Genomic DNA, 20,840 nt, shown 5'->3' on the forward strand with positions numbered 1-20,840 from the left:
GGCTTATTGAGCCTGGTTCGTATCCGTCTCCGGGGGCTCGGGCAGTGTGATGAGCACCTCCTCGATCCGGCGGGTATTGACCGACATGGCCTGGAACCGGTAGCCCTCGTAGGTGATCTCCTCCCCTGTTTCGGGGATACGCCCCAACATCTCCAGCAGCAGGCCGCCGAGGGATTCCGCTTCCCCCTTCACGGGGTCGAAGGTGGAAGAGGGGATTTTGAGCACCCGGTAAACGTCATTGAGCATGGTCTTGCCGTCGAAAACGAAGTTCAATTCGTCAATGCGCTGGTAAAGGATCTCCTCTTCCTCGTCAAATTCATCCTGGATGTCGCCGATCACCTCCTCGAGCACGTCCTCGAGCGTCACGATGCCTTCCGTGCCGCCGTATTCGTCGACCACGATGGCCATGTGGGTTTTCTCGGTCTGGAATTCCTTGAGCAGGTCGCTGATTTTCTTGTTCTCGGGCACGAAGAGTACGTCCTCGCGCACCAGGTGGTTCCAGTCGAAGGTGGCGGGTTCGTGCCGGTGCCCGAGCAGGTCCTTCACGTACAGTATGCCCTTGATCTTGTCGAAGTCTTCCTCGAATACGGGGATGCGGCTGTAGCTCGATTCCCGCATCACCGCGATCAGTTGATGGTAATCGATCTTGCTGTCTACGGCCACCACGTCGCCGCGCGAGCGCATGATCTGCCGTACGGTGACGTTGTTGAACTTCACGATCCGCTTCAGGATGTCCACGTCCTGCCGCTGGTTGTCGTCTCCGCCGTCGTCGGAGTTCACCGTCAGGTCGATAGCCTCGTCGATGTCTTCCTGGCTGGCCGCGGCCGCGTCAAGCGTGTGGTTCTCCAGCCGCCGCTCGATGAAGTGGGCGCCCTGCACGAGGCCGGAAGAGATGGGGTGCAGGGCCTGCATCAGGAAGTTGATCGGGCCGGCCATGCGGGTGGCCAGTTTCACCTTGTTGTAGCTGGCGTACACCTTCGGGGCCACCTCGCCGAAGAGCACCAACAGGAAGGTTACGCCGATCACCGTAATGAGGAACCCGATGGCCCCGCTCAACCCCGCTTCCGAGAACTGCCGCATGAACGCCAGGCTCTCCTGAATGGTCCGGGCCCAGCTGGCGAACAGGGCGTCCGGGAATACCTTGCGCAGCATGATCTCCGACACCAGTACGATGGCAATGTTGATGAAGTTGTTGGCGATCAGGATGGTGGCCAGCAACAGGCGGGGCTTCTCCCGCAATTCGTAGAGGGTGGCGCGCACCGGATTATTCTCCTGTTCCATCTCCTCGTAATCGTTGGGCGTCAGCGAGAAGAAAGCTACCTCGGAACCGGAGACGATTCCCGATAGCAGCAACAGCCCCGCGATCGCCGTAAAGCCCAATACGAGCTCAAGGCCGCTACTCATCAGCAGAAGGGAAGGAAATAAAAGCGGAATCGGATCGGTTGGGTCCAATAGTAGGGGTTGGTCGGCTACAAAGATAGGATGTGGCGCTGACCCCGTGCGCTGAATCAGAACGGCAGGTCTTCTTCGCTCTCCATACCGGTGTCGGCGGGGGCTGCGGCACTGTTGTCGGAGCCTTCGCTACCGTCGCGTTTGCCGTCGAGGATCCGGAAAAAGGCCCCTACGACCTCGGTGGTCTTGCGGGGATTACCGTCCTTGTCCTGCCACTTGCGGTGGGTCAGTTTACCGTCGAGGTAGATCATGCTGCCCTTGCGCAGGTACTGCTGGGCGCGTTCGGCCAGGTTACGCCACAGCACCACGTCGTGCCACTGCGTTTCTTCCTGCCATTCGCCGGCCCGGTCCTTGTAGCTCTCCGAGGTGGCCACGCTGAATTTGGCTACCATCGTCCCGCTGCTGAGGGTCCGGATTTCGGGGTCGGCGCCCAATCGCCCGACCAGGGTCACTTTGTTGATCATACTTCGGCTAGTTTCGGCCAAAGCTACATCGCAACGCCGGGAATCCCCGAAAAATAGACGATTTTTAAACAAAATGTTGGGTCACAAGTCTAGCGTCAGCCGGCTCTCTTCCAGGTAGCGGGTGATCACGCGGGGCAGGGCGTAGCGCTCCAATTCCCACCGTTCGATCCGCAGGTAGTGGGCCGGCAGTTGGCCCATAGTAGACCACCGGAAGCGGTGGAAGATCACCCCGATCCGCTGGTGCGTTAGCTGGTGGAGGAAGGGGGTGCTCCGTCCTTCGTAGTGCAGTTCGGCAGCGGGCAGCCAGTCCGGCCATTCGTCCAGTTCCATCAGGGCGGCGGGGCGCAGGTCCAGGGTCGGGGCTTCGAGCAAGGGAAACTGGTACAGCTGACGCCAGATGTCGCGTTCCTCACGGCGGTGGATCAGGAAGCGGCCGGCTTCGTCGGTGAGGACCAGATAATGAAAGAAACGTTCGCGCCGCTTGCCCGATTTGCCCTTCACGGGCAGTTCGTACACCCGGTCCTGCGCCAAGGCCCGGCAGCGGTCGGCGAGCGGACAGCTGGGGCACTGCGGGGCCTTGGGGGTGCAGACCAGCGCTCCGAAGTCCATGATGGCCTGATTAAAAGTGGCCGCGGGGGTATCGCCGAGGGCCGCGTCGACCAGAGATTGGAAGTGTTTTTTACCAGGACCGGTATCTATGGGAGTGGGGTCGCCGGCATAGCGGGCCAGGATGCGGAACACGTTACCGTCCAGCACCGCCACCTGCCGGTCGAAGGCGAAGGAGGCGATAGCGGCCGCGGTGTAGGGGCCCACGCCAGGTAGGGTGAGCAATCCTTCGTAGGTGGCCGGAAACCGGCCATCGTATTGTTCGACCACCTTGCGGGCTGCCTTCAACAGGTTGCGGGCGCGGGAATAGTACCCCAGTCCCTCCCAGTGTTTCATCACCTCGGCGTCAGGAGCGGCGGCCAGATCGGCCACGGTGGGGTAAGCCGCCACGAAGCGTTCGAAGTAGGGCAGCCCCTGGGCTACGCGCGTTTGCTGCAGGATGATCTCGCTCAGCCAGACGCGGTAGGGGTTGCGGTCACCCTTCCACGGCATCGGACGGCGATCTGGTCGGTACCATCCGGTGAGCTTACGGCCGAAAAGCGGCCAATCCACTTTATCCATGCAAGCAGAAGGGGTGGGCCGGGCGTAAAGTTGCCCGGTCGGAAGAAGATGGTGCGATCTGCCCCTACTGGGTTTGGCGCAGTTTGCCGTACTGGCGGGCGATCTGGGCCTTCAGGTCTTTGCGGGCAAAGAAGATCCGACTCTTCACCGTGCCGAGGGGCAGTCCGAGCTGGTCGGCGATCTCCTGGTACTTGAAGCCCTGGTAGTGCATCAGGAAGGGGATGCGGGTAGACGAATCCAGCTCGTCGATCATCTCCGTAAGTTCCTTGATCAGGATGTCGCTTTCCGCCGAGTTCTCGATGGAGTGGGCGCCCGAGTTGAGGTAGTACAGGTTGTCGGTGTTGTCCATGATGGTGTTGGCCTTCACCTTCTTCCGGTAGTTGTTGATGAAGATGTTCTTCATGATGGTGAAGAGCCAGGCCTTCAGGTTCGTTCCCGGCCGGAACTTGTCGCGGTTCGTAATGGCCCGAAAGGCCGTTTCCTGGTACAGGTCCTTGGCATCCTCCGAATTCTTCGTCAGGTTATAGGCGAAGGAGTGAAGGACGGTGGTCTGTTGATTAAACTGCACAAAAAATTCGGGCTGTGACATGATTGGGGGGGCCGGGGCCAGTTTGTTTAAGGGAAGTAAGGTCTGGGTTATATATAGAAGACGCTTATGTGGCCTTTAGGTGGTTTTATTTTCACATTCCGGCCATGGTGCCCCGACGTCATCGGGCTGCAGTAGCGAGTATATGCCTAGAAAACTGCTGTACCTACATCAATGTTCTAAAAAACTTTCTGAAAAAAGTGAAAGTTAGCTGGCCGACATAAAAATGCCCGCTACGGATTCCGTAGCGGGCATTTTGCTTAAGTATGGAAGACTGGACTATTCCTCGACGTAGCGCACGTCGTCGAACTCCGCGGCCAATACCCGCAGCACGTTCATGATGGTCTCCTCCTCCAAGTCGGTGCGGCGCACGAGGTCTTCGGGGCTCATTTCGAGCACCGAGCGGGCGGTATCCAGGCCGATACCCTTGAGGGCATCGATGACCCAGCTTTCGATCTCGTCGCTGAATTCTTCCAGGTCGACATCGTCGATCTCCACTTCGTTGTTACGGTAGACGTCGATCTCGAAGTCTACGAGGCGGCTGGCCAGTTTGATGTTGGTGCCGCCCTTGCCGATGGCCAGGCTTACCTGGTCGGGCTCGAGGTACACCTTGGCCCGGCGGTTCTCCATATCGATGTCGATGTTGGACACGCGGGCCGGGGTGAGCGAGCGCTGGATGTAGAGGTTGGTGTTGCTGGTGTAGGGGATCACGTCGATGTTCTCCTGGTTCAGCTCCCGGACGATGCCGTGGATGCGGGAACCTTTCATGCCGACGCAGGCGCCTACGGGGTCGATGCGGTCGTCGTAACTCTCCACGCTGACCTTCGCCCGTTCGCCGGGAATGCGTACGATCCCTTTGATGGTGATGAGTCCGTCCTCAATTTCGGGTACCTCCTGCTCCATGAGCTTGGCCAGGAAGCGCTCGTCGGTGCGGCTCACGATGACTACGGGGTTGTTGTTGCGCATCTCCACTTCCTTGATGACGCCACGTACCATATCGCCCTTGCGGAAGTAGTCGCCGCGGATGGTTTCGTTGCGGGGCATGACGAGCTCGCGCCCGTTGGCGTCGTCGATCACCAGCACCTCGCGTTTGAGGATCTGCTGTACTTCGCAGAGCACCAGTTCGCCCACCCGTTCGGTGTAGCTGCGGTAAATCTCGTCCTTCTCCAGGTCCATGATCCGGCTGATGAGGGTCTGCCGGGCGGCCATGATGCTGCGGCGGCCGAAGTCCTCGAGGAAGAGCTGCTCGTAGCATTCCTCTCCTACCTCGTAGGCTTCGTCGATCGCGATGGCTTCCGAGTAGGAGATCTGCGAAAGCTCGTCGGTCACTTCGCCGTCGGGTACGATCATGCGGACGCGCCACAGTTCCAGGTCGCCCTTGTTGGCGTTGACGATGATGTCGAAGTTCTCGTCGGTGGTGAATTTTTTCTTGATCAGCGTGCGGAACACATCTTCCAGTACCCGCACCATGGTGGGACTGTCGATGCTTTTGCCGGAGCTGAATTCCTTGAAGGTGTCAACCAGGTTCATCATGGTTAGAAGGATATTTTGACGATGGATTTTTTAATGGCGTCGGTGGCAATGTTGATGTCCTCGACGACGGTCTTTTTGCGTTTGCCGTCCTTGATGCGCTGCTTGGCTTCGAGGACGACTTCAGTAGGGGTGGCGGCCTTGAGGACGCCGGTGTAGGATTCACCCTCCGTGGTGGTGACTTCCAGGGTACGCCCGACGTTCTTCAGGTACTGGCGGTAAAACTTCAGGGGGCGGTCTACGCCTGGACTGCTCACGTCCAGGATGTATTCCTCGCCGAGCGGCTTGGCTTCGTCCAGGTAACTTTCAAGATAACGACTTATGCGCTGACATTTGGCAAACGTCATGGCCGAATCGCTGTCGACGAACACTTCCAGCTTCTTGTTGGAGTGGTTGACGTCGACGACGAAACAGTCGCGGAACTCTTCCTCGGTGTCGAAGAAGGTTTCCAGCAGGTTGGTGATCGTTTCTTCCATTGGTATTCATTGCACCCCCGAGGGCGATCGGGGCGCCCGCCCAAAAGGCTGGCAGGTACACAAAAAAGAGGGAACCTCGCGGTTCCCTCTGCTGACGTTTTTACGGCCTTGTTTGGCAAAGATAACGCATTGTGTTGAATATAGTTGCATGCCGCCCGGCCTAGTCGTGCTGCACCGCCGGCCGACTCCAGTCGCGGGGCTCCCCGCGGTCGTGGTGGTACCGTATGGCATCCTGGATAGAAAGGAAGTGAGCCTCCGCCCCCATACGCTCCATGAGGCCCGAGCGAAACAGGAAATCCCGAACCGGCCCAATTGCGCCGCTCAGGTAGAGCGCGATGCCCCGGCTGTGCAGACCCTCGTAGAGCTGCTCCAGGGCGTGCAGACCGGTGGTGTCGAGGTCGTTGATGGTGTGCGCGTCGACCACTACCGCCCGCAGTTGTTTGCCCCGCTCCTCGGCCATGCCCAGGATGCGGTCGCCGAAGAATTCAGCATTGCCGAAGTAAAGCTCCGCGTCAAAACGCACGATCAGCAACTCCGGGTCCACCTCCGCCTCCTCGAAGCGATTGACGTTCCGGAAGGCGTTGGTACCCGGTATCCGACCGAGTTCGGCAAGGTGGGGCCGCGCCGCCCGCAGGAAAACGAAGGTGAGCGAAAGCGCCACCCCGCCGGCGATTCCGTACTGCAGGCCGGCGAAGAGCGTGAACAGGAAAGTCACCAGCAGGACCGCCAATTCCCGGGGGGCCAGCCGGTACAGCCGCTGCATCTCATCCAGGTCGAAGAGCTTACCCACCGAAAAGATGATGATGGCCGCCAGCACCGGCACCGGCAGGTAATAGAACAGGGGGGTGAGGAAGAGCAACACCAGCGCCAGCAGCACCAGGCTTATCATTCCAGCCAACGGACTCCGCCCCCCGCTCTCCTCCAGCACCGCCGACCGCCCGAAACTGGCTGAAGTGGGGATGGCGGAAAAGAAACTGCCCGCGATCTTCGAAAGCCCCAAGGCAATCAACTCCCGGTTGGGCCGCACGTGGTAGTAGCCGTGCCGGGTGCCCAGGGCCTGACCAATGGAAAGCGTCTCCACGAAACTGATCAGGGCCAGTACCGCCGCTACGGGCAGCAACTCAATCACCGTCGACCACCCCACCTCCGGCACCGAGAAGCCGGGCAGGCCCGCCGGCACCTCACCGACCACGCCGATGCCGATCCGGTCGAGCCGCAGCCAATAGACGGCCAGAGTGGCCACGATCACCCATACCAGCATCACCGGGAAACGAGGCTTCCACCGTTTGCCCGCCGCCAGGACCAAAAGGGTCAGCCCCCCCAGCAATGCCGTAGGCCAGTGGAAGCTGTCGAGGTGGATCAAAAACTGCCGAACGGTATCGTGCAAGTAGGTGGTACGCGGCATGTCGAGCCCCAGGAAGGATTTGACCTGCGAAGCCACGATCAGCAGGGCGGCGGCCGATACGAATCCCGATAGCACGGGCCGACTGAGCAAGCTCACCAGTCCGCCCAGCCGCAGCAGGCCGAAGATCAGTTGCAAGCCGCCCGTCAGCGCCGCCAGCACGACGGCCAGCGCCAGGAAGTCCGGCGAATTAGGTGTAGCCAGGTGAGAAAGCCCACTCAGGGTAAGCAGACTGGCCAGGGCCGTGGGGCCCACGGCTACGTGCGGACTGCTCGAAAGCAGGGTGTACACCAGCAAGGGAACCACGGCCGCGTAGAGGCCATATACGGGGTCGACACCCGCCAGCAATCCGTAGGCCATAGCCTGAGGGATCAGAACGACCGTAACCGTGAGCCCGGCGATGAGGTCCCGGCGCACGTCAGGGGCGGCGTAATCAGGGGGGCGGGGAAACCACATGCGCGCTTAAGCGTCGACGGACTCCCGCGCCAGGATGTCGACCACCTTGTCCTGCACATTTACCAGCCGGTCGAAGCCCCGTGCCTTCAGGATGCTGCTCGCGATGGTGGACCGGTACCCGCTCCCACAGTGCAGGTGGTACTGTTGTTTTGTATCCAGGGAGTTGGTGGCTGCGGTCAGTCGCGAAAGCGGCAGGTTGCGCGCATCCCGCAGGTGGCCGGCCGCGTACTCGCTTTCCTTGCGTACGTCGAGTATGGCCTCTGCCGCACCGGGCTGGAAGTCGGCCGCGGCTATCGTTTCTATGGTGTCGATCTCTCCGCCGTAGGCCTTCCAAGCCGCGATGCCGCCGTCGAGGTAACCGAGGGCGTTGTCGTAGCCGACCCGGCTGAGGCGTTCTACGGTTTCGGCTTCCCGCCCCGGATCGGTGACGAGCAGGATGGGTTGCTGCAGGTCGGGTACCAACTCACCGACCCAGGGGGCGAAGCTGCCGTCTAGTCCGACGAAGATGCTGTTGGGAATGAACCCTTTAACAAACTCCTCCTTGGAGCGCACGTCCAGCACAAGGGCCATTTCGTGGTTGGCCACCTCCTCAAATTGCTTTGGCTTGAGGGCTACGGCACCGCGGTCCATAACTTCGTTGAAGGCGGCATAGCCGGCCTTATTGAGGCGCACGTTCTCACTGAAGTACGCCGGTGGGGCGGCCAGTCCTTCGGTGACTTCCCTGACAAATTCTTCCCGCGTCATGTCCTCCCGCAGGGCGTAGTTGGTGGCTTTCTGGTTGCCGAGGGTGTCGGTTGTTTCCCGACTCATCTTCTTGCCGCAGGCCGACCCGGCGCCGTGGGCGGGATACACGATGACGTCGTCGGGCAGCACCATGATCTTCCGGCGGAGGCTGTCGTACAGCAAGCCGGCCAGGTCTTCGGTGGTCAGGGCCCCTTTCTTCTGAGCCAGATCCGGGCGTCCCACGTCGCCGATGAACAAGGTGTCGCCGCTGAATATGGCGTGGGGCCTTCCATCCTCGTCGAGGAGTAGGTACGTGGTGCTTTCCAGGGTATGCCCGGGCGTGTGCAGGGCCCGGATGGTCAGGTCACCGAGCTGGAACTCCTCCCCATCGGCGGCCTCGTACTTGTCGTATTCGGTCTTCGCCCCCGGTCCGTACACGATCTGGGCGCCCGTTTCCTTTGCCAGGTCGAGGTGGCCGCTTACAAAGTCGGCGTGAAAGTGGGTCTCAAAGATGTACTTAATCGTATCACCCGCTTCCTTCGCCTTCTGAATGTAGGGTGCGGGACTGCGCAGGGGGTCCACAATGGCGGCTTCTCCCTTACTAGCGATATAGTAGGCACCCTGGGCCAGACAGCCGGTATAGATTTGCTCGATGGTCATTGGTCAATATTTATATGAAGGTTCCTTCATGTGACAAAAGGCGCCAACGACAATATGGTTGAGTCGGACCATCTCACTCTGCGCAGGGCAGCAGGTCAAATTGGGTATGATTGCGGCTGCGGGCGTAGCGGTAGTCGGCGATGTAGGCGTCCAGATCGTAGGTGCGGCGGCCGTAGGTGGGGGTGTAGCGCACGGTGTCCCAACGGACGGTGCGGGGGTCGGCGTGGCGCGGGTCGTCCGAGGCGCGCATCCAGTCGGAAAGCTGTTCCTCCAGCACTTCCCTGGCCCGCGCATAGCGCATCTCTGCGGCCACGTTGCGGATCTGGTGAGGGTCCACTTGCAAGTCATAGAGTTCGGTGGCCGGCCGTTTGCCGAAGGACAGGCGGTAGTGGTCGGTTTGCCCGCCGGCCAGGATGAGCATCTTGGTGATCGAATTATCGACGTCGCCGTAGGCGCCCACGCTCAGCACCGCCTCGGGGTCACCGGCCGGCCAGCGCTCGGGGTAGAAATTGCGCAGGTAGAGAAAGGAGTCGTTGCGGACGCCCCGCACGGCGTAGCTGCCGGAGTCGGCCCTCACCTGGGCGTGGCGCTCCCGCTCCAGGAAGACGTGATCCGCCCCCGGGACTGTGGCGTCCGCCAATTCCGGCAGGATGCTGGGCAGGGTCATGTGGGCCGGCACTTCCAGCCCGGCTGCGACCAGGAAGGTGGCGGCCAGGGAACCGAGGTTGACGTAGGAGTGGCGCACGGTCCCCGCCGGAATGCGATCGGGCCAGTGGGCCACGAAGGGCATCCGGGTGCCGGCGTCGTAGAGGTTGGCCTTGGCCCGGGGAAAGGGCATGCCGTTGTCGCTGGTCACGATGATGAGGGTGTTGTCCAGTTCGCCGCTACTTTCCAGCAGATCAACCACTTCGCCCAGGTGACGGTCAAAGCGCTCCACTTCGGCGTAGTAGTCCAGTAGGTCATTGCGTACGCATGGTAAGTCGGGAAAAAAGGGAGGGACGTTCACGGAGTCTGCCTCCATGCCCGACCAGGCGCCGAGGTTGGTCAGGTACTCGCGGTGGGGGTCCTGGCTGCCGAACCAGTAGCAAAAGGGTTGTCCTTCCTGCCGCGCGTCCAGCAGTTGGGTGATGTCGTCGTAGGTCCGGCCGGCAGGGTTATGCGTCCAGCCGGTGCTGCGGAAGTCGCCAGGCCCCCAGCCTTTTTGGTCGTGGCCGACAAGGTAGCCGGCCTGCTCCAGCTCGCGGGGGTAAACGGTGGCCCCTGCGCTGAATTCCGGCCAGAGGTTGCCCATGGCGCCGTTTTGGTGGGGGTAACGGCCGGTGAGGATGCTGGCCCGCGACGGACTGCAGCTGGGGCTGGCGCAGTAGGCGTTCGTGAAGAGCATGCCGCCCGCCGCGAGCCAGTCGAAATTTGGCGTCTGCACCACCGGGTCGCCGTAGGCACCGGCGTGGGGGTACGACCAGTCATCGGCCAGGAAAAGAAGGATGTTCGGCCGCTCCGGGGCAGGCAGCCGGCGGGCATTGGTCGCCAGCAAAGCGGCAAAGCCACAAATCAGCAGCAGCAGCGCGGCGTAACGGAGGCGGTAAGTCGGGCAGTTCATGAACGATGCGTTTGCATCAATATCGCAAGCTCACCGCAAACCGCTCACCTTCGTACTTATTCCTTCCTCCTTCCGACTTCGTGCTTTCCTAGGGCACCTCCACCACATTAAGCACCCGCGAGATAATGTCTTCCTGCCGGATGTTCTCCGCTTCGGCTTCGTAGGTCAGTCCGATACGGTGGCGGAGCACGTCTTCGCATACCGAGCGTACGTCTTCGGGCGTCACGTAGCCGCGGCGTTCCAGGAAGGCCTGGGCTTTGGCCGCCAGCGCAAGGTTGATGCTGGCTCGGGGGCTGCCGCCGTAATTGATCAGGGGCTGGAGGTCGTCAAGACCGTAAGCCGCCGGTTCGCGGGTGGCGAAGACGATGTCGATGATGTAGCGTTCGATCTTTTCGTCCATGTAGATCTGGCGGACCGAGCGCCGGGCGTGCAGAATATCCTCCGGCGTAGCCACGGGGTGGATCCGTTCGAAGCTTTCGGCCAGGTTGCGGCGGATGATGATCTGTTCGTCTTCCCGCGTCGGGTATCCGATGTTAACCTTCAGCATAAAGCGGTCGGTCTGGGCCTCCGGCAGGGTGTAGGTACCTTCCTGATCGATGGGGTTTTGGGTAGCAAGTACCAGAAAGGGCTCTTCCAGCCGGAAGGTATCCGAACCGATGGTCACCTGACGTTCCTGCATGGCTTCCAGGAGGGCCGACTGCACCTTGGCGGGCGCGCGGTTGATCTCATCGGCCAGTACGAAGTTGGCAAACACCGGTCCCTTACGCACGCTGAAGTCGTTGAGGGTCGGATTGTAGATCATGGTACCCACGATATCGGCGGGCAGCAGGTCCGGGGTAAACTGTATACGACTGAAGTCCGCACTGATGGTCTGCGCCAGCGTCTTGATGGCCAGCGTCTTGGCCAGTCCGGGCAGCCCTTCCAGCAGAATGTGTCCCCGACTCAGCAGTCCCAGCAGCAGGCGGTCGATCATATTCTCCTGTCCTACGATCACCTTCGCGGTCTCTATCCGGATCCGCTGCACTACTTCACTATCTACCTGAATCTGTTGGTTCAGGGCCTCGATGTCTACACTTGCCATAGGGGGGTGGTTCTTTTTGCGGGGTCGCGGGTGCAAGGTAAATACAAATGTGCGAGAGGCAGCTCAAGGGGTCAAGGGGCTAAGGGGTAAAGAGTGCTACAATTATCCCTCGCTACGCTCGGGCCGGGTGACACCTTGCCGCACGCACCCGAGCGAAGCGAGGGGCAGCTGGAACGCCATTGACTCCTTAACCCCTTTACCCCTTGCCCCAATTAACTCCCTATCCAAAATGATTCCACCCCTGGGCCTTGATATCGTGGATATTCCCCCCCTTGGTGTGGAGCTTCACGCCATCTTCCCGGGCTACGATTTCGCCGGCGATGTAGATATCGGGTAGAAAGCGAATTTTCTCAGTGTCTTTGGGGTCGATGGTGAAGAGCAGTTCGTAGTCTTCACCGCCGGAGAGGGCGCAGGTGATGGGATCTAGGTTGAATTCGAGGGCCTGCAGTTGCGCGTCGTTGGAGATGGGTACGCCGCTTTCCTCGATAACGGCTCCCACGCCGGAGGCCTTGCAGATGTGGAAGATCTCGCTGGCGAGTCCGTCGCTGATGTCGATCATGGAGGTGGGTACGATGCCCTCCTTGGCGAAGGTGTCGACCATGTCGGTCCTGGCTTCGGGCCGCAACTGGCGGGCCAGAAGTGACGGAGCGTATTCGCCCATGTCGGGTTGCATGTCGGGATTATCGAGGTATACCTGCTTTTCCCGTTCCAGCAATTGCAGGCCCAGGTAGGCACCGCCCAGGCTTCCGGTGATGCAGATCAGGTCGCCCGGTTTGGCACCGCTGCGGCGGGTGATGCGGGCGGCGGGGGCCCGACCGATGGCGGTCACGCTGATGATGAGTCCGCGGTTAGAACTGGTTGTATCGCCCCCTACCAGATCCACGCCATACTGGTCGCAGGCGGCTTTGATACCGGCGTAGAACTCGTCCAGGGCTTCTACGGAAAAGCGGTTGCTCAGGGCAATGCTCACCGTAATCTGCTGCGGTCGGGCATTCATGGCGCAGATGTCCGACAGGTTAACGATCACCGATTTATATCCCAGGTGTTTCAGCGGCGTGTAGGTAAAGTCGAAATGTATTCCCTCCACCAGCATATCCGTACTGACTACGATCTGCTCGTCGCCGCCGGCGATCACCGCAGCATCATCCCCTACACCGAGCACGGTGGTAGACTGCCGGTTCTCAAAACCTGCCGTCAGGTGATCAATGAGGCCAAATTCACCAAGGGTGTTCACGTCCGTACGTTCCATATCATTTACTGTTGGAGATGAGAACCCGCCCGGGGGGTTAGGGTTTCCACGGGGCTAAGGTTTCAAGGGAGCCAAGGGGGCAAGGGCTCAAGGGGCTAAGGTCTTAAGGGGTCAAGGGTATTGCATCTATTCCCTCGCTTCGCTCGGGTGCGTGCGGCAAGGTGTTACCCGGCCCGAGCGAAGCGAGGGATAATTGTAACGCCATTGACCCCTTGACTCCTTAGCACCTTGAAAACAGGCCCGAGCGTCGCGAGGGATAATTGTAACGCCCTTGACCCCTTAGCCCCTTGACCCCTTGAGTTATTGACCCGGCCCGAGCGAAGCGAGGGATACAGGCAACGCCCTTAGCCCCTTAACTAACCCCGCACAACAAGCTCCTCCCGGTCAGGTCCGGTAGAGACCATGGAAACGGGTACGCCCAGCTTTTCCTCCAGGAAACGGACGTAGTTGAGGCAGGCCTCGGGCAGTTCGTCTTCTTCCTTCGTGCCGGAGAGGTCGGTGTTCCAGCCGGTGACGTCGGTGTAGATGGGCTCGTAGTTTTCGTGGACGAGGTCGAAGGGCAGTTCGCGGCTCGTTTCTCCGTCCACGCGGTAGGCATCGGCGGCCTTGATGGTTTCGAATTTATTGAGGACATCGACTTTCGTGACCACGATCTGCGTCACGCCGCTCAGCATGATGGTGTAGCGCAGTTGGACCAGGTCGATCCAGCCGCAGCGGCGCGGGCGACCGGTGGTGGCACCGAATTCAGAACCTTCCTTGCGGAGGAATTCGCCGGTCTCGTCGTGCAGTTCCGTGGGGAAGGGGCCACCGCCGACTCGCGTGCAGTAGGCCTTGGTGATGCCGATCACCTCGCCGATCCGCTGGGGAGCTACGCCGAGTCCGGTACAAACGCCGGCCGTGATGGTATTCGAGGAGGTGACGTAGGGGTAGGTGCCGAAATCAATGTCGAGCATACTGCCCTGGGCACCCTCGGCCAGGACCCGCTTGCCCGCCTCCAGGGCCTCGTTGATGTAGTATTCGCCGTCGACGAAGGGCAGGGTGAGCAGGCGGTCCACGGCCTTGAACCAGGCTTGCTCCTCCCGCGCGAGGTCGAATTCGATATAGGGGTACAGTCCGACCAACTGCAGGTGCTTTTCCTTCAAACGCTCATAGCGCTCGCGGAAATCGGGGGCTTCGAGGTTGCCGACGCGCAGGCCGTTGCGGCCGGTCTTGTCCATATAAGTAGGTCCGATGCCCTTGAGGGTGGATCCGATCTTGCGTTCGCCCTTGGCGTTCTCACGGGCCGCATCGAGCAGGCGGTGCGTGGGCAGGATGAGGTGGGCCTTGCGGGCTACGAAGAGCCGGTCGGCGTAGTCGATACCCGCCTCGTCGAGCTCGTCGAGTTCGCGGGAGAGGGTGATCGGATCGATGACCACGCCGTTGCCGATCAGGTTGTCCTGCTCCTGGCGGAAGATGCCGGAAGGCACCGTGTGCAGCACGAACTTTTTGCCGTCGAAGATCAGGGTATGGCCGGCATTCGGGCCACCCTGGAAACGCGCAATGATGTCATAACGGGGGGCGAGAACGTCCACGATCTTACCCTTGCCTTCGTCTCCCCACTGGAGACCCAGAAGTACGTCTACGGCCATGTCGGATTGGCTTTAGCGGCGGCAGCCACAACGGTGCGGAGCGCCCTTTCGTAAAAGGAGGCAAAGGTAAACGAAAAATGCTGGGGCAGTACCCACCCCCGGACCTGGCTACCCGGTTCAGACTTATTGCACCCGCGGCCGCGCCCAAATGCGAACATCTGCGCCCGGAATTGCCATTAAAAGCAAAAACACACGGATGGGACTAAGTAAATCTACCCAAAACAAACTCTTCACCACGGGGTACATCGCCAAGGGGGTGGTCTATTCTCTTATCGGCATCTTTGCCCTTATCGGGGTCATCGGTTCCGCGGGATCGGGCGGCAGCTGGGGCCCTAAAACGGTGATCGACTGGATCGGCAGCAACCCGTTCGGCAATATTCTGCTCTTCCTCATCGGACTCGGATTGCTGGCCTACTGCAGCTGGCGGTGGTATACGGCCGTGAAGGATAAGGAGAACGAGGGCTCGGACAAGGAAGGCGTGGCCAAACGCATCGGCTACGCGGTAAGTGGTACGGCCTACGGTGTGCTCAGCGTCTATGCCTTCAAACTGGCGCTGGGCTCGGGTGGCGGCGGCGGCGAACAAAGCAAGCAGGACATTATCGCCCAGATCCTGGCGAAAAGCTGGGGACCCTACGTGGTCGGCCTCATCGCCCTCATCATGGCGGGCGTAGCCATCTTCCAGCTTTATCGGGCCCTCAAAGACAAGCACATGGAGGGCATCAAGGGCCTGCAACTGAGCGAGGAGCAACGGGAGACTTTCGAAAAGACCGGCGAGGTGGGGCTAACCGCCCGTTTCGTGGTGTACGGCATCATCTCCTACTTCCTGTTCCGGGCGGCTCTTATGGACGACCCCAGTCAGTTCAAGGGCATCGGCGAATCCCTCGCCTACATCGGAGATCAGGCTTACGGGCAAGTACTGCTGGCCATAGTCGGGTTGGGCCTGTTGGCTTACGGTCTGTTCATGTTCATCCGGGCCAAGTACGAGCGGGTCTAGAGCGCTTTCTCCATTTGCCAATCTTCCATCAAAAAACCATTGCCGATCTCTGTATCGTGGCGGCCCAGCTTCTCGAACCCCAGCCGCTCGTAGAATTCGACGGCGGGGTTTTGGTAGTTGACGTCGAGCCGTAGTCGTTGTTGTCCTTCCTTTTTGGCCCAGCGTTCCACGCGCTCGATGAGGATGCGGCCGTATCCTTTCCCCTGGGAACCTGGCAGGAGGTACAGTTTATGGATTTTGGTGGTGCCCGGCAAGTAGTCGATTTCGTGGCTGACGTAGCCCACCGCCCGGTAACGCTGCCCCTGGAGGTGGGCGTACTGTGCTCCGCCGTCGGGGTACATGGGGTCATTGTCGAGCACCAGGAGCAGGTGGTACTGGTGGCCTTCGTCGAGTTGTCGCAGCAGGGATTCGGTACTGTACATCCGGTCGAGCATGAACTCGATCTGGGCGTCGGAAAGGATCGATCCGAAGGTTTGGGGCCAGGTGGCGTAAGCGATCGTCTGAATGGTAGTGGTATCGTTTTCGCCGGCGGGCTCGATGCGGTAGGGGTCCATCCTTTGGGGTTATTCCAGGGGTTTGTGTAGTTCCGGTCCATTGTTGCGGACGTTGCCGACGGCCGGGGAAATGGGGTAGGTCCTGAGCGTTCCGTCGGCCGGTGTCTGCAACAGTTCCAGGATATCCTTGAGGTCAGCGGAGGGGTCCAGCCAGGCGCTCTGCCGTTCCGCGTCTGTCAGCAGCATGGGCATCCGGTCGTGGATGGACTGCATCTCCCGGTTCGGTTCGCCGGTGATTACGGAGTAGGTATAGACCGGCTCCTCGGCTCCGTCGCCCTGCCATTTTTCCCAGATACCGGCCATCACCAGCAGGCTGTCGTCGGCCGGTAGGATGCGGTAGGGGGTCTTCTTGCCGTCGCGCCGTTGCCATTCGTAGAAGCTGTCGCCGATCACGAGGCACCGCCGTTCGCGGATGGGCTTGCGGAAACTGGGCTTGTCCTCGATCCCTTCCCGGCGGGCGTTGATCATGCGGGCACCGATCTTCAGGTCCTTGGCCCAGAAGGGCACGAGTCCCCACCGGAACGCCGCCAGTTGGTCCGGTTGCGCATCCGTTATCACCAGTCCATCCTGGGTCGGTGCCAGGTTATAATTGACCGGCAGTCCGCCCGGCGGAGTCGTGAGCTCCTTGGTGAATTGCTTCCGCAATTTGGCTTCGTCGATTACTACTGAATAGCGTCCGCACATGGGGGAAGGGGGTGAATTGGTGAATTAGTGAAGGGGCGAATTGGTGAAGGTTGTTTCATTTACCCCTCGCGTTGCTCGGGCCAGTACAATGGGTCAATAAATCAATGGGTTAAGGGGTCAATGGCGTTTCACTTGTTCCTCGCTTTGCTCGGGCGGGTGTGATTCATGGTCCCTCGCTTTGCTCGGGTCGGGGGCGTTTCATTTACTCCTCGCTTTGCTCGGGCGGGTTCAGTTCAATCCTTCTCGCCTTCATTCGGGCCGGTTGCGGGGTGATTAGCCCCTGGGCCCCAGCACTTATGAAGGTAAGAAGGTACCGGATAGTACGGAGGCCCTTCTAAAAGGTTGTCCCGAATGTGCAAAAGATAACCGGGTGGAAACGCCGCGCGGAGAGAGGATAGAAAGTCGTGTAGAGCACGAGACGAAACACCCTGTCCCCTCACCCGAGCGAAGCGAGGGGTGAATGCAGCAGAATTGACCCCTTAACCCCTTGAGTCCTTAGCCCCGTAACCCCTTGCCGCCCTTACCTGAGCGAAGCGAGGGGTGAATGCAGCAGAATTGACTCCTTAACCCCTTGAGTCCTTAGTCCCGTAACCCCTTGCCGCCCCTACCCGAGCGAAGCGAGGGGTGAATGCAGCAGAATTGACCCCTTAACCCCTTAGCCCCGTAAGCCCCTGTCGCCCCCACCCGAGCGAAGCGAGGGGTGAATACTACAGAATTGACTCCTTAACCCCTTGAGTTCTTAGCCCCGTAAGCCCTTGCCGCCCCCACCCGAGCGAAGCGAGGGGTGAATGCAGCAGAATTGACTCCTTAGCCCCTTGACTCCTCAGCCCCGTAAGCCCTTGCCGCCCCCACCCGAGCGAAGCGAGGGGTGAATGCAGCAGAATTGACTCCTTAACCCCTTGACCCCTTAGCCCCATAACCCCTTGCCGCCCCTACCCGAGCGAAGCGAGGGGTGATTTGCCGCCCATTCACCCATTCACCCCTTCAGTCCTTCACCAATTACCAAAAGAAAAGGGCCAAAGCAAAAAGCTCTGACCCTTCAATATCGGTTCGGAGTAACCTCCGGCGGTTAGTTGTTCGACTGCATCTTCTGCTTTATCTCGACGATCTCGTAGCCTTCGATGATGTCGCCTTCCTTGATGTCGTTGAAGTTCTTGATGTTGAGACCGCATTCCATGCCGGCGCGGACTTCCTTCACGTCGTCCTTGAAGCGCTTGAGGCTCGCCAGTTCGCCGGTCTGTCCCTCCTTGAGGGGGAAGATGACGATACCGTCGCGGATCACGCGGATCAGGGTATTGCGGGTGATCTTTCCTTCGTCGACGTAACAGCCGGCGATGGTGCCCACCTTCGAAATCTTAAAGACTTCGCGGACGGATACCTGGCAGACCGTATTCTCTTCGCGGGTCGGCTCCAGCATGCCCTCGATGGCGCTGCTGATCTCGTCGATGGCCTCGTAGATGATCGAGTAGGTCTTGATCTCCACCCCTTCGCGCTCGGCGAGTTTGCGGGCTGAAGAACTGGGGCGCACCTGGAATCCGACGATAATGGCATCGGAGGCGGTAGCCAGCAGGATGTCCGAGTCAATGATCTGGCCGACGGCCTTGTGGATCACGTTGACCTGGACGGTCTCCTGGGAGAGCTTGATGAGCGAGTCGGACAGGGCCTCTACGGAACCGTCCACGTCGCCTTTCACGATCAGGTTGAGTTCCTTGAAGGTACCCAGAGCCAGACGGCGACCGATTTCGTCGAGCGAAACGCGCTTGGCGGCCCGGTTGGCCTGTTCACGGCTGATCTGGGCGCGGCGGCTGGCCAGCTGGCGGGCTTCCTGCTCGCTGGGCATCACCTTCAGGATTTCTCCCGCTTGCGGTGCACCGTCGAGTCCTAGGAGCAGTACCGGCGAGCCGGGTCCTACTTCCTTGACGCGCTTGTTGCGTTCGTTGAACATGGCCCGGACACGTCCGCTGGCCTCACCGGCCACCAGGATGTCCTGTACGCGGAGGGTACCGTGCTGGACCAGGATCTTGGTTACGTAGCCGCGACCTTTCTCCAGCGAGGCTTCCAGTACGGTGGCCACGGCGGGTCGGTCGGGATTGGCGGTCAGTTCGAGCATTTCGGCTTCGAGCAGCACTTTTTCCAGCAGGTCGTCGATACCCACGCCGTTGAGGGCGGATATTTCCTGCGACTGGTATTTGCCGCCCCACTCTTCCACCTGGTAGCCCATGGAGGCGAGTTCGGTCTTGATCTTGTCTGGGTTGGCACCCGGGCGGTCGATCTTGTTGATGGCGAAGATCATCGGTACCCCGGCGGCTTCGGCGTGGCTGATGGCCTCCTTGGTCTGGGGCATCACGCTGTCGTCGGCGGCAATGATGATGATGGCGATGTCGGTCACCTTGGCACCACGGGCACGCATGGCAGTAAAAGCTTCGTGACCCGGTGTATCGAGGAAGGTGATTTCCTTACCGTTGGGCAGTTTCACTTCGTAGGCACCGATGTGCTGGGTGATGCCACCGGCTTCGCCGGCGATCACGTTCGAGTCGCGGATGCGGTCAAGCAGCGAGGTCTTACCGTGGTCGACGTGGCCCATTACGGTCACGATCGGCGGACGGGACTCCATATCCTCGGGATCGTCCTCGTACTCTTCTTCCTCTTCTTCGGATTCGTCGACGTTGATGAATTCCACCTCGTGGTTGAATTCCTCGGCCACGAGTTCGATGATTTCGGCATCGAGGCGCTGGTTGATGGAGACGATCACGCCGGCGTTCATACAGGCGGTGATGACTTCGCCGATACCTACGTCCATCATGTTGGCCAACTCCTGCGCGGTCACGAATTCCGTTACCTGCAGCTTGTCGTTGGTCTGTTCGTGCTCCATCGCCTCCTGCTTCTCGCGGATGCGATCGCGGTTGTCGCGGCGTTGGCGTTGGCGTTTCTTCTTTCCGCCGCCGCCCTGCAGGCGGGCCATGGTGGCCTTGATCTTGTCTTCGATGTCCTTGGCCGAGACTTCGCGGGGTTCGTCGTTACGACCACCGGTGCGACCGCGGTCGTTGCGTCCACCTCTGGGGCCACCTCCTCCTCCGCCGCCGGTCTGGGGCGGTCCGGTGGTGATTTTCTTGCGCTTGCGCTTCTTGCGGCCGTCGTCGGTGGTGCGTTTCTCCGGCTTCTTGATTTCGATCTTGCCCAGCACCTTGAGGCCGCGGAGCTTGGGCTCGGCGGTCTTGTGCAGGTCGGGCTTCTCGCCGGCCTGCTTGGTCTGGGGTGCGGGTTGCTCGGCGGCGGGTTTGGCAGCCGGCTTGGGCGTGGGGGCGGGCTCCTCGGCGGGTGCACGCTTGGCGGTGGGCCGCTGGGGCTGTTGCTGCTGAGCGGGGGGTGCCTTGCGTTCGGGCTTGGGGGCCTCCTTTTTCGCGGGGCGGCGCTTGGTCGCGTCCAGATCAATGCGTCCCATGACCTTCAGGCCGGGTACCTCCCGTTTCTGTTCGGTAGGGGGCGCGGGTTTCTTTTCCTCCTGGGGCGGGGTCGCGGGTGCCGGGGTAGTCGGCTCGGGAGCCTTGGCCACTGGTTTCGGTTGCTGCACGGGCGGGGGAGCGGGGGTAGTCACCGGCCGCGGGGGCGGGGGCGGTGGGGGTGGCGGAGCAGAACGGACCGTGGGCGGCGGGGGCGGGGGTGGTGCCGTCGGCCGGGTGCCGAACTCCATCTTCCTTGCCTTCTCTTTATCCGAAATTGCCTTGGCGAATTCCTGACGCACGGCGGACTCCATCTCGGAACTGACTTGCGCGATCGGCTTATTCTCGATCTCGAAGCCCTTACCGGTCAGGAACTCGACGATTGTCGAGGTGGCCACGTTCAATTCCTTCGCTACTTTAATTAGTCGTTTACTCATTCGATCGTTTATGCACGTCATTATTTTACCGCAGAGTGCTACCGCGGGGCCATTCAGAACTACCCTAAAAAGCCGGATTTCCCCCTTTGCCAGGCGTTGCGTCGGGAGACAACTTTCGGAACACTATCCGAATGCAACGCAAAGATAAGCTAATCAAGGTACAAAAGCGGTAGGTTACCGTCTTTGCAACGTGTTTGGGTAAACGCAGCAGGGCAAACATAGTTTGAGCGCCTATTCGTGTCGCCGTATTTTATCCG

The 20,840-nt window shown here is 60.4% G+C and carries 16 protein-coding genes; 1 reads left to right on the top strand and 15 read right to left on the bottom strand.

The window, feature by feature from the left end:
* Positions 1-3 precede the first annotated feature (3 nt).
* From gldE to E4021_RS14075, 12 genes are all read right to left on the bottom strand, one after another.
* Positions 4-1,404 carry a gliding motility-associated protein GldE gene (gene gldE, locus E4021_RS14020; protein WP_246050307.1) on the bottom strand — a complete coding sequence of 467 codons (1,401 nt, stop codon included), beginning with the start codon at positions 1,402-1,404 and terminating at the stop codon, positions 4-6.
* A 104-nt stretch (positions 1,405-1,508) separates the two neighbouring features.
* On the bottom strand, positions 1,509-1,916 hold the full coding sequence (locus tag E4021_RS14025) for a single-stranded DNA-binding protein (protein ID WP_136460002.1): 408 nt from the start codon (positions 1,914-1,916) through the stop codon (positions 1,509-1,511).
* 81 nt (positions 1,917-1,997) lie between these two features.
* Positions 1,998-3,083, bottom strand: coding sequence for an A/G-specific adenine glycosylase (mutY, locus tag E4021_RS14030; RefSeq protein ID WP_136460003.1), 1,086 nt, complete (start codon positions 3,081-3,083; stop codon positions 1,998-2,000).
* 64 nt (positions 3,084-3,147) lie between these two features.
* A complete protein-coding gene (locus E4021_RS14035; RefSeq protein ID WP_136460004.1) occupies positions 3,148-3,672 on the bottom strand; it encodes an RNA polymerase sigma factor in 525 nt (174 codons plus the stop codon).
* 276 nt (positions 3,673-3,948) lie between these two features.
* Positions 3,949-5,199 carry a transcription termination factor NusA gene (gene nusA / locus E4021_RS14040; protein ID WP_136460091.1) on the bottom strand — a complete coding sequence of 417 codons (1,251 nt, stop codon included), beginning with the start codon at positions 5,197-5,199 and terminating at the stop codon, positions 3,949-3,951.
* A 5-nt stretch (positions 5,200-5,204) separates the two neighbouring features.
* Positions 5,205-5,675: a ribosome maturation factor RimP gene (locus E4021_RS14045; RefSeq protein WP_136460005.1), complete on the bottom strand. Its 471-nt coding sequence runs from the start codon at positions 5,673-5,675 to the stop codon at positions 5,205-5,207.
* 160 nt (positions 5,676-5,835) lie between these two features.
* Positions 5,836-7,533, bottom strand: coding sequence for a SulP family inorganic anion transporter (locus tag E4021_RS14050; protein WP_136460006.1), 1,698 nt, complete (start codon positions 7,531-7,533; stop codon positions 5,836-5,838).
* A 6-nt stretch (positions 7,534-7,539) separates the two neighbouring features.
* Positions 7,540-8,916, bottom strand: coding sequence for an MBL fold metallo-hydrolase (locus E4021_RS14055; protein ID WP_136460007.1), 1,377 nt, complete (start codon positions 8,914-8,916; stop codon positions 7,540-7,542).
* Positions 8,917-8,989: 73 nt separating this feature from the next.
* Positions 8,990-10,516, bottom strand: a complete 1,527-nt coding sequence (locus E4021_RS14060; RefSeq protein WP_136460008.1) for a sulfatase family protein — start codon at positions 10,514-10,516, stop codon at positions 8,990-8,992.
* An 88-nt stretch (positions 10,517-10,604) separates the two neighbouring features.
* On the bottom strand, positions 10,605-11,597 hold the full coding sequence (locus tag E4021_RS14065) for an AAA family ATPase (protein ID WP_136460009.1): 993 nt from the start codon (positions 11,595-11,597) through the stop codon (positions 10,605-10,607).
* Between the two features lie 220 nt (positions 11,598-11,817).
* A complete protein-coding gene (gene thiL / locus E4021_RS14070; protein WP_136460010.1) occupies positions 11,818-12,846 on the bottom strand; it encodes a thiamine-phosphate kinase in 1,029 nt (342 codons plus the stop codon).
* 356 nt (positions 12,847-13,202) lie between these two features.
* Complete coding sequence (locus tag E4021_RS14075; RefSeq protein ID WP_136460011.1) at positions 13,203-14,474, bottom strand: adenylosuccinate synthase; 1,272 nt, start codon at positions 14,472-14,474, stop codon at positions 13,203-13,205.
* Positions 14,475-14,670: 196 nt separating this feature from the next.
* Between E4021_RS14075 and E4021_RS14080 the strand changes: the two genes are divergently transcribed.
* Complete coding sequence (locus E4021_RS14080; protein WP_168797611.1) at positions 14,671-15,468, top strand: DUF1206 domain-containing protein; 798 nt, start codon at positions 14,671-14,673, stop codon at positions 15,466-15,468.
* Here the strand turns inward: E4021_RS14080 and E4021_RS14085 are convergent.
* The 3 genes from E4021_RS14085 to infB form a co-directional block, all read right to left on the bottom strand.
* On the bottom strand, positions 15,465-16,022 hold the full coding sequence (locus tag E4021_RS14085) for a GNAT family N-acetyltransferase (protein WP_136460013.1): 558 nt from the start codon (positions 16,020-16,022) through the stop codon (positions 15,465-15,467). The genes E4021_RS14080 and E4021_RS14085 overlap by 4 nt on opposite strands.
* A 9-nt stretch (positions 16,023-16,031) precedes the next feature.
* Entirely contained in the window at positions 16,032-16,706 is a 675-nt protein-coding gene (locus E4021_RS14090) for an SOS response-associated peptidase (protein WP_136460014.1), read from the bottom strand.
* A 1,069-nt stretch (positions 16,707-17,775) separates the two neighbouring features.
* Positions 17,776-20,583 (bottom strand): translation initiation factor IF-2, encoded by a 2,808-nt coding sequence (gene infB, locus E4021_RS14095; RefSeq protein WP_136460015.1) that lies wholly within the window; start codon positions 20,581-20,583, stop codon positions 17,776-17,778.
* Positions 20,584-20,840: the final 257 nt, after the last annotated feature.

The organism is Neolewinella litorea (assembly GCF_004803465.1).
Lineage (GTDB): Bacteria > Bacteroidota > Bacteroidia > Chitinophagales > Saprospiraceae > Neolewinella > Neolewinella litorea.

Excerpts from the sequence above, each read along its gene's own strand:
- gldE (WP_246050307.1), bottom strand. The coding sequence starts at position 1,404 with ATGAGTAGCGGCCTTGAGCTCGTATTGGGCTTTACGGCGATCGCGGGG.
- E4021_RS14025 (WP_136460002.1), bottom strand. The coding sequence starts at position 1,916 with ATGATCAACAAAGTGACCCTGGTCGGGCGATTGGGCGCCGACCCCGAA.
- mutY (WP_136460003.1), bottom strand. The coding sequence starts at position 3,083 with ATGGATAAAGTGGATTGGCCGCTTTTCGGCCGTAAGCTCACCGGATGG.
- E4021_RS14035 (WP_136460004.1), bottom strand. The coding sequence starts at position 3,672 with ATGTCACAGCCCGAATTTTTTGTGCAGTTTAATCAACAGACCACCGTC.
- nusA (WP_136460091.1), bottom strand. The coding sequence starts at position 5,199 with ATGAACCTGGTTGACACCTTCAAGGAATTCAGCTCCGGCAAAAGCATC.
- E4021_RS14045 (WP_136460005.1), bottom strand. The coding sequence starts at position 5,675 with ATGGAAGAAACGATCACCAACCTGCTGGAAACCTTCTTCGACACCGAG.
- E4021_RS14050 (WP_136460006.1), bottom strand. The coding sequence starts at position 7,533 with ATGTGGTTTCCCCGCCCCCCTGATTACGCCGCCCCTGACGTGCGCCGG.
- E4021_RS14055 (WP_136460007.1), bottom strand. The coding sequence starts at position 8,916 with ATGACCATCGAGCAAATCTATACCGGCTGTCTGGCCCAGGGTGCCTAC.
- E4021_RS14060 (WP_136460008.1), bottom strand. The coding sequence starts at position 10,516 with ATGAACTGCCCGACTTACCGCCTCCGTTACGCCGCGCTGCTGCTGCTG.
- E4021_RS14065 (WP_136460009.1), bottom strand. The coding sequence starts at position 11,597 with ATGGCAAGTGTAGACATCGAGGCCCTGAACCAACAGATTCAGGTAGAT.
- thiL (WP_136460010.1), bottom strand. The coding sequence starts at position 12,846 with ATGGAACGTACGGACGTGAACACCCTTGGTGAATTTGGCCTCATTGAT.
- E4021_RS14075 (WP_136460011.1), bottom strand. The coding sequence starts at position 14,474 with ATGGCCGTAGACGTACTTCTGGGTCTCCAGTGGGGAGACGAAGGCAAG.
- E4021_RS14080 (WP_168797611.1), top strand. The coding sequence starts at position 14,671 with ATGGGACTAAGTAAATCTACCCAAAACAAACTCTTCACCACGGGGTAC.
- E4021_RS14085 (WP_136460013.1), bottom strand. The coding sequence starts at position 16,022 with ATGGACCCCTACCGCATCGAGCCCGCCGGCGAAAACGATACCACTACC.
- E4021_RS14090 (WP_136460014.1), bottom strand. The coding sequence starts at position 16,706 with ATGTGCGGACGCTATTCAGTAGTAATCGACGAAGCCAAATTGCGGAAG.
- infB (WP_136460015.1), bottom strand. The coding sequence starts at position 20,583 with ATGAGTAAACGACTAATTAAAGTAGCGAAGGAATTGAACGTGGCCACC.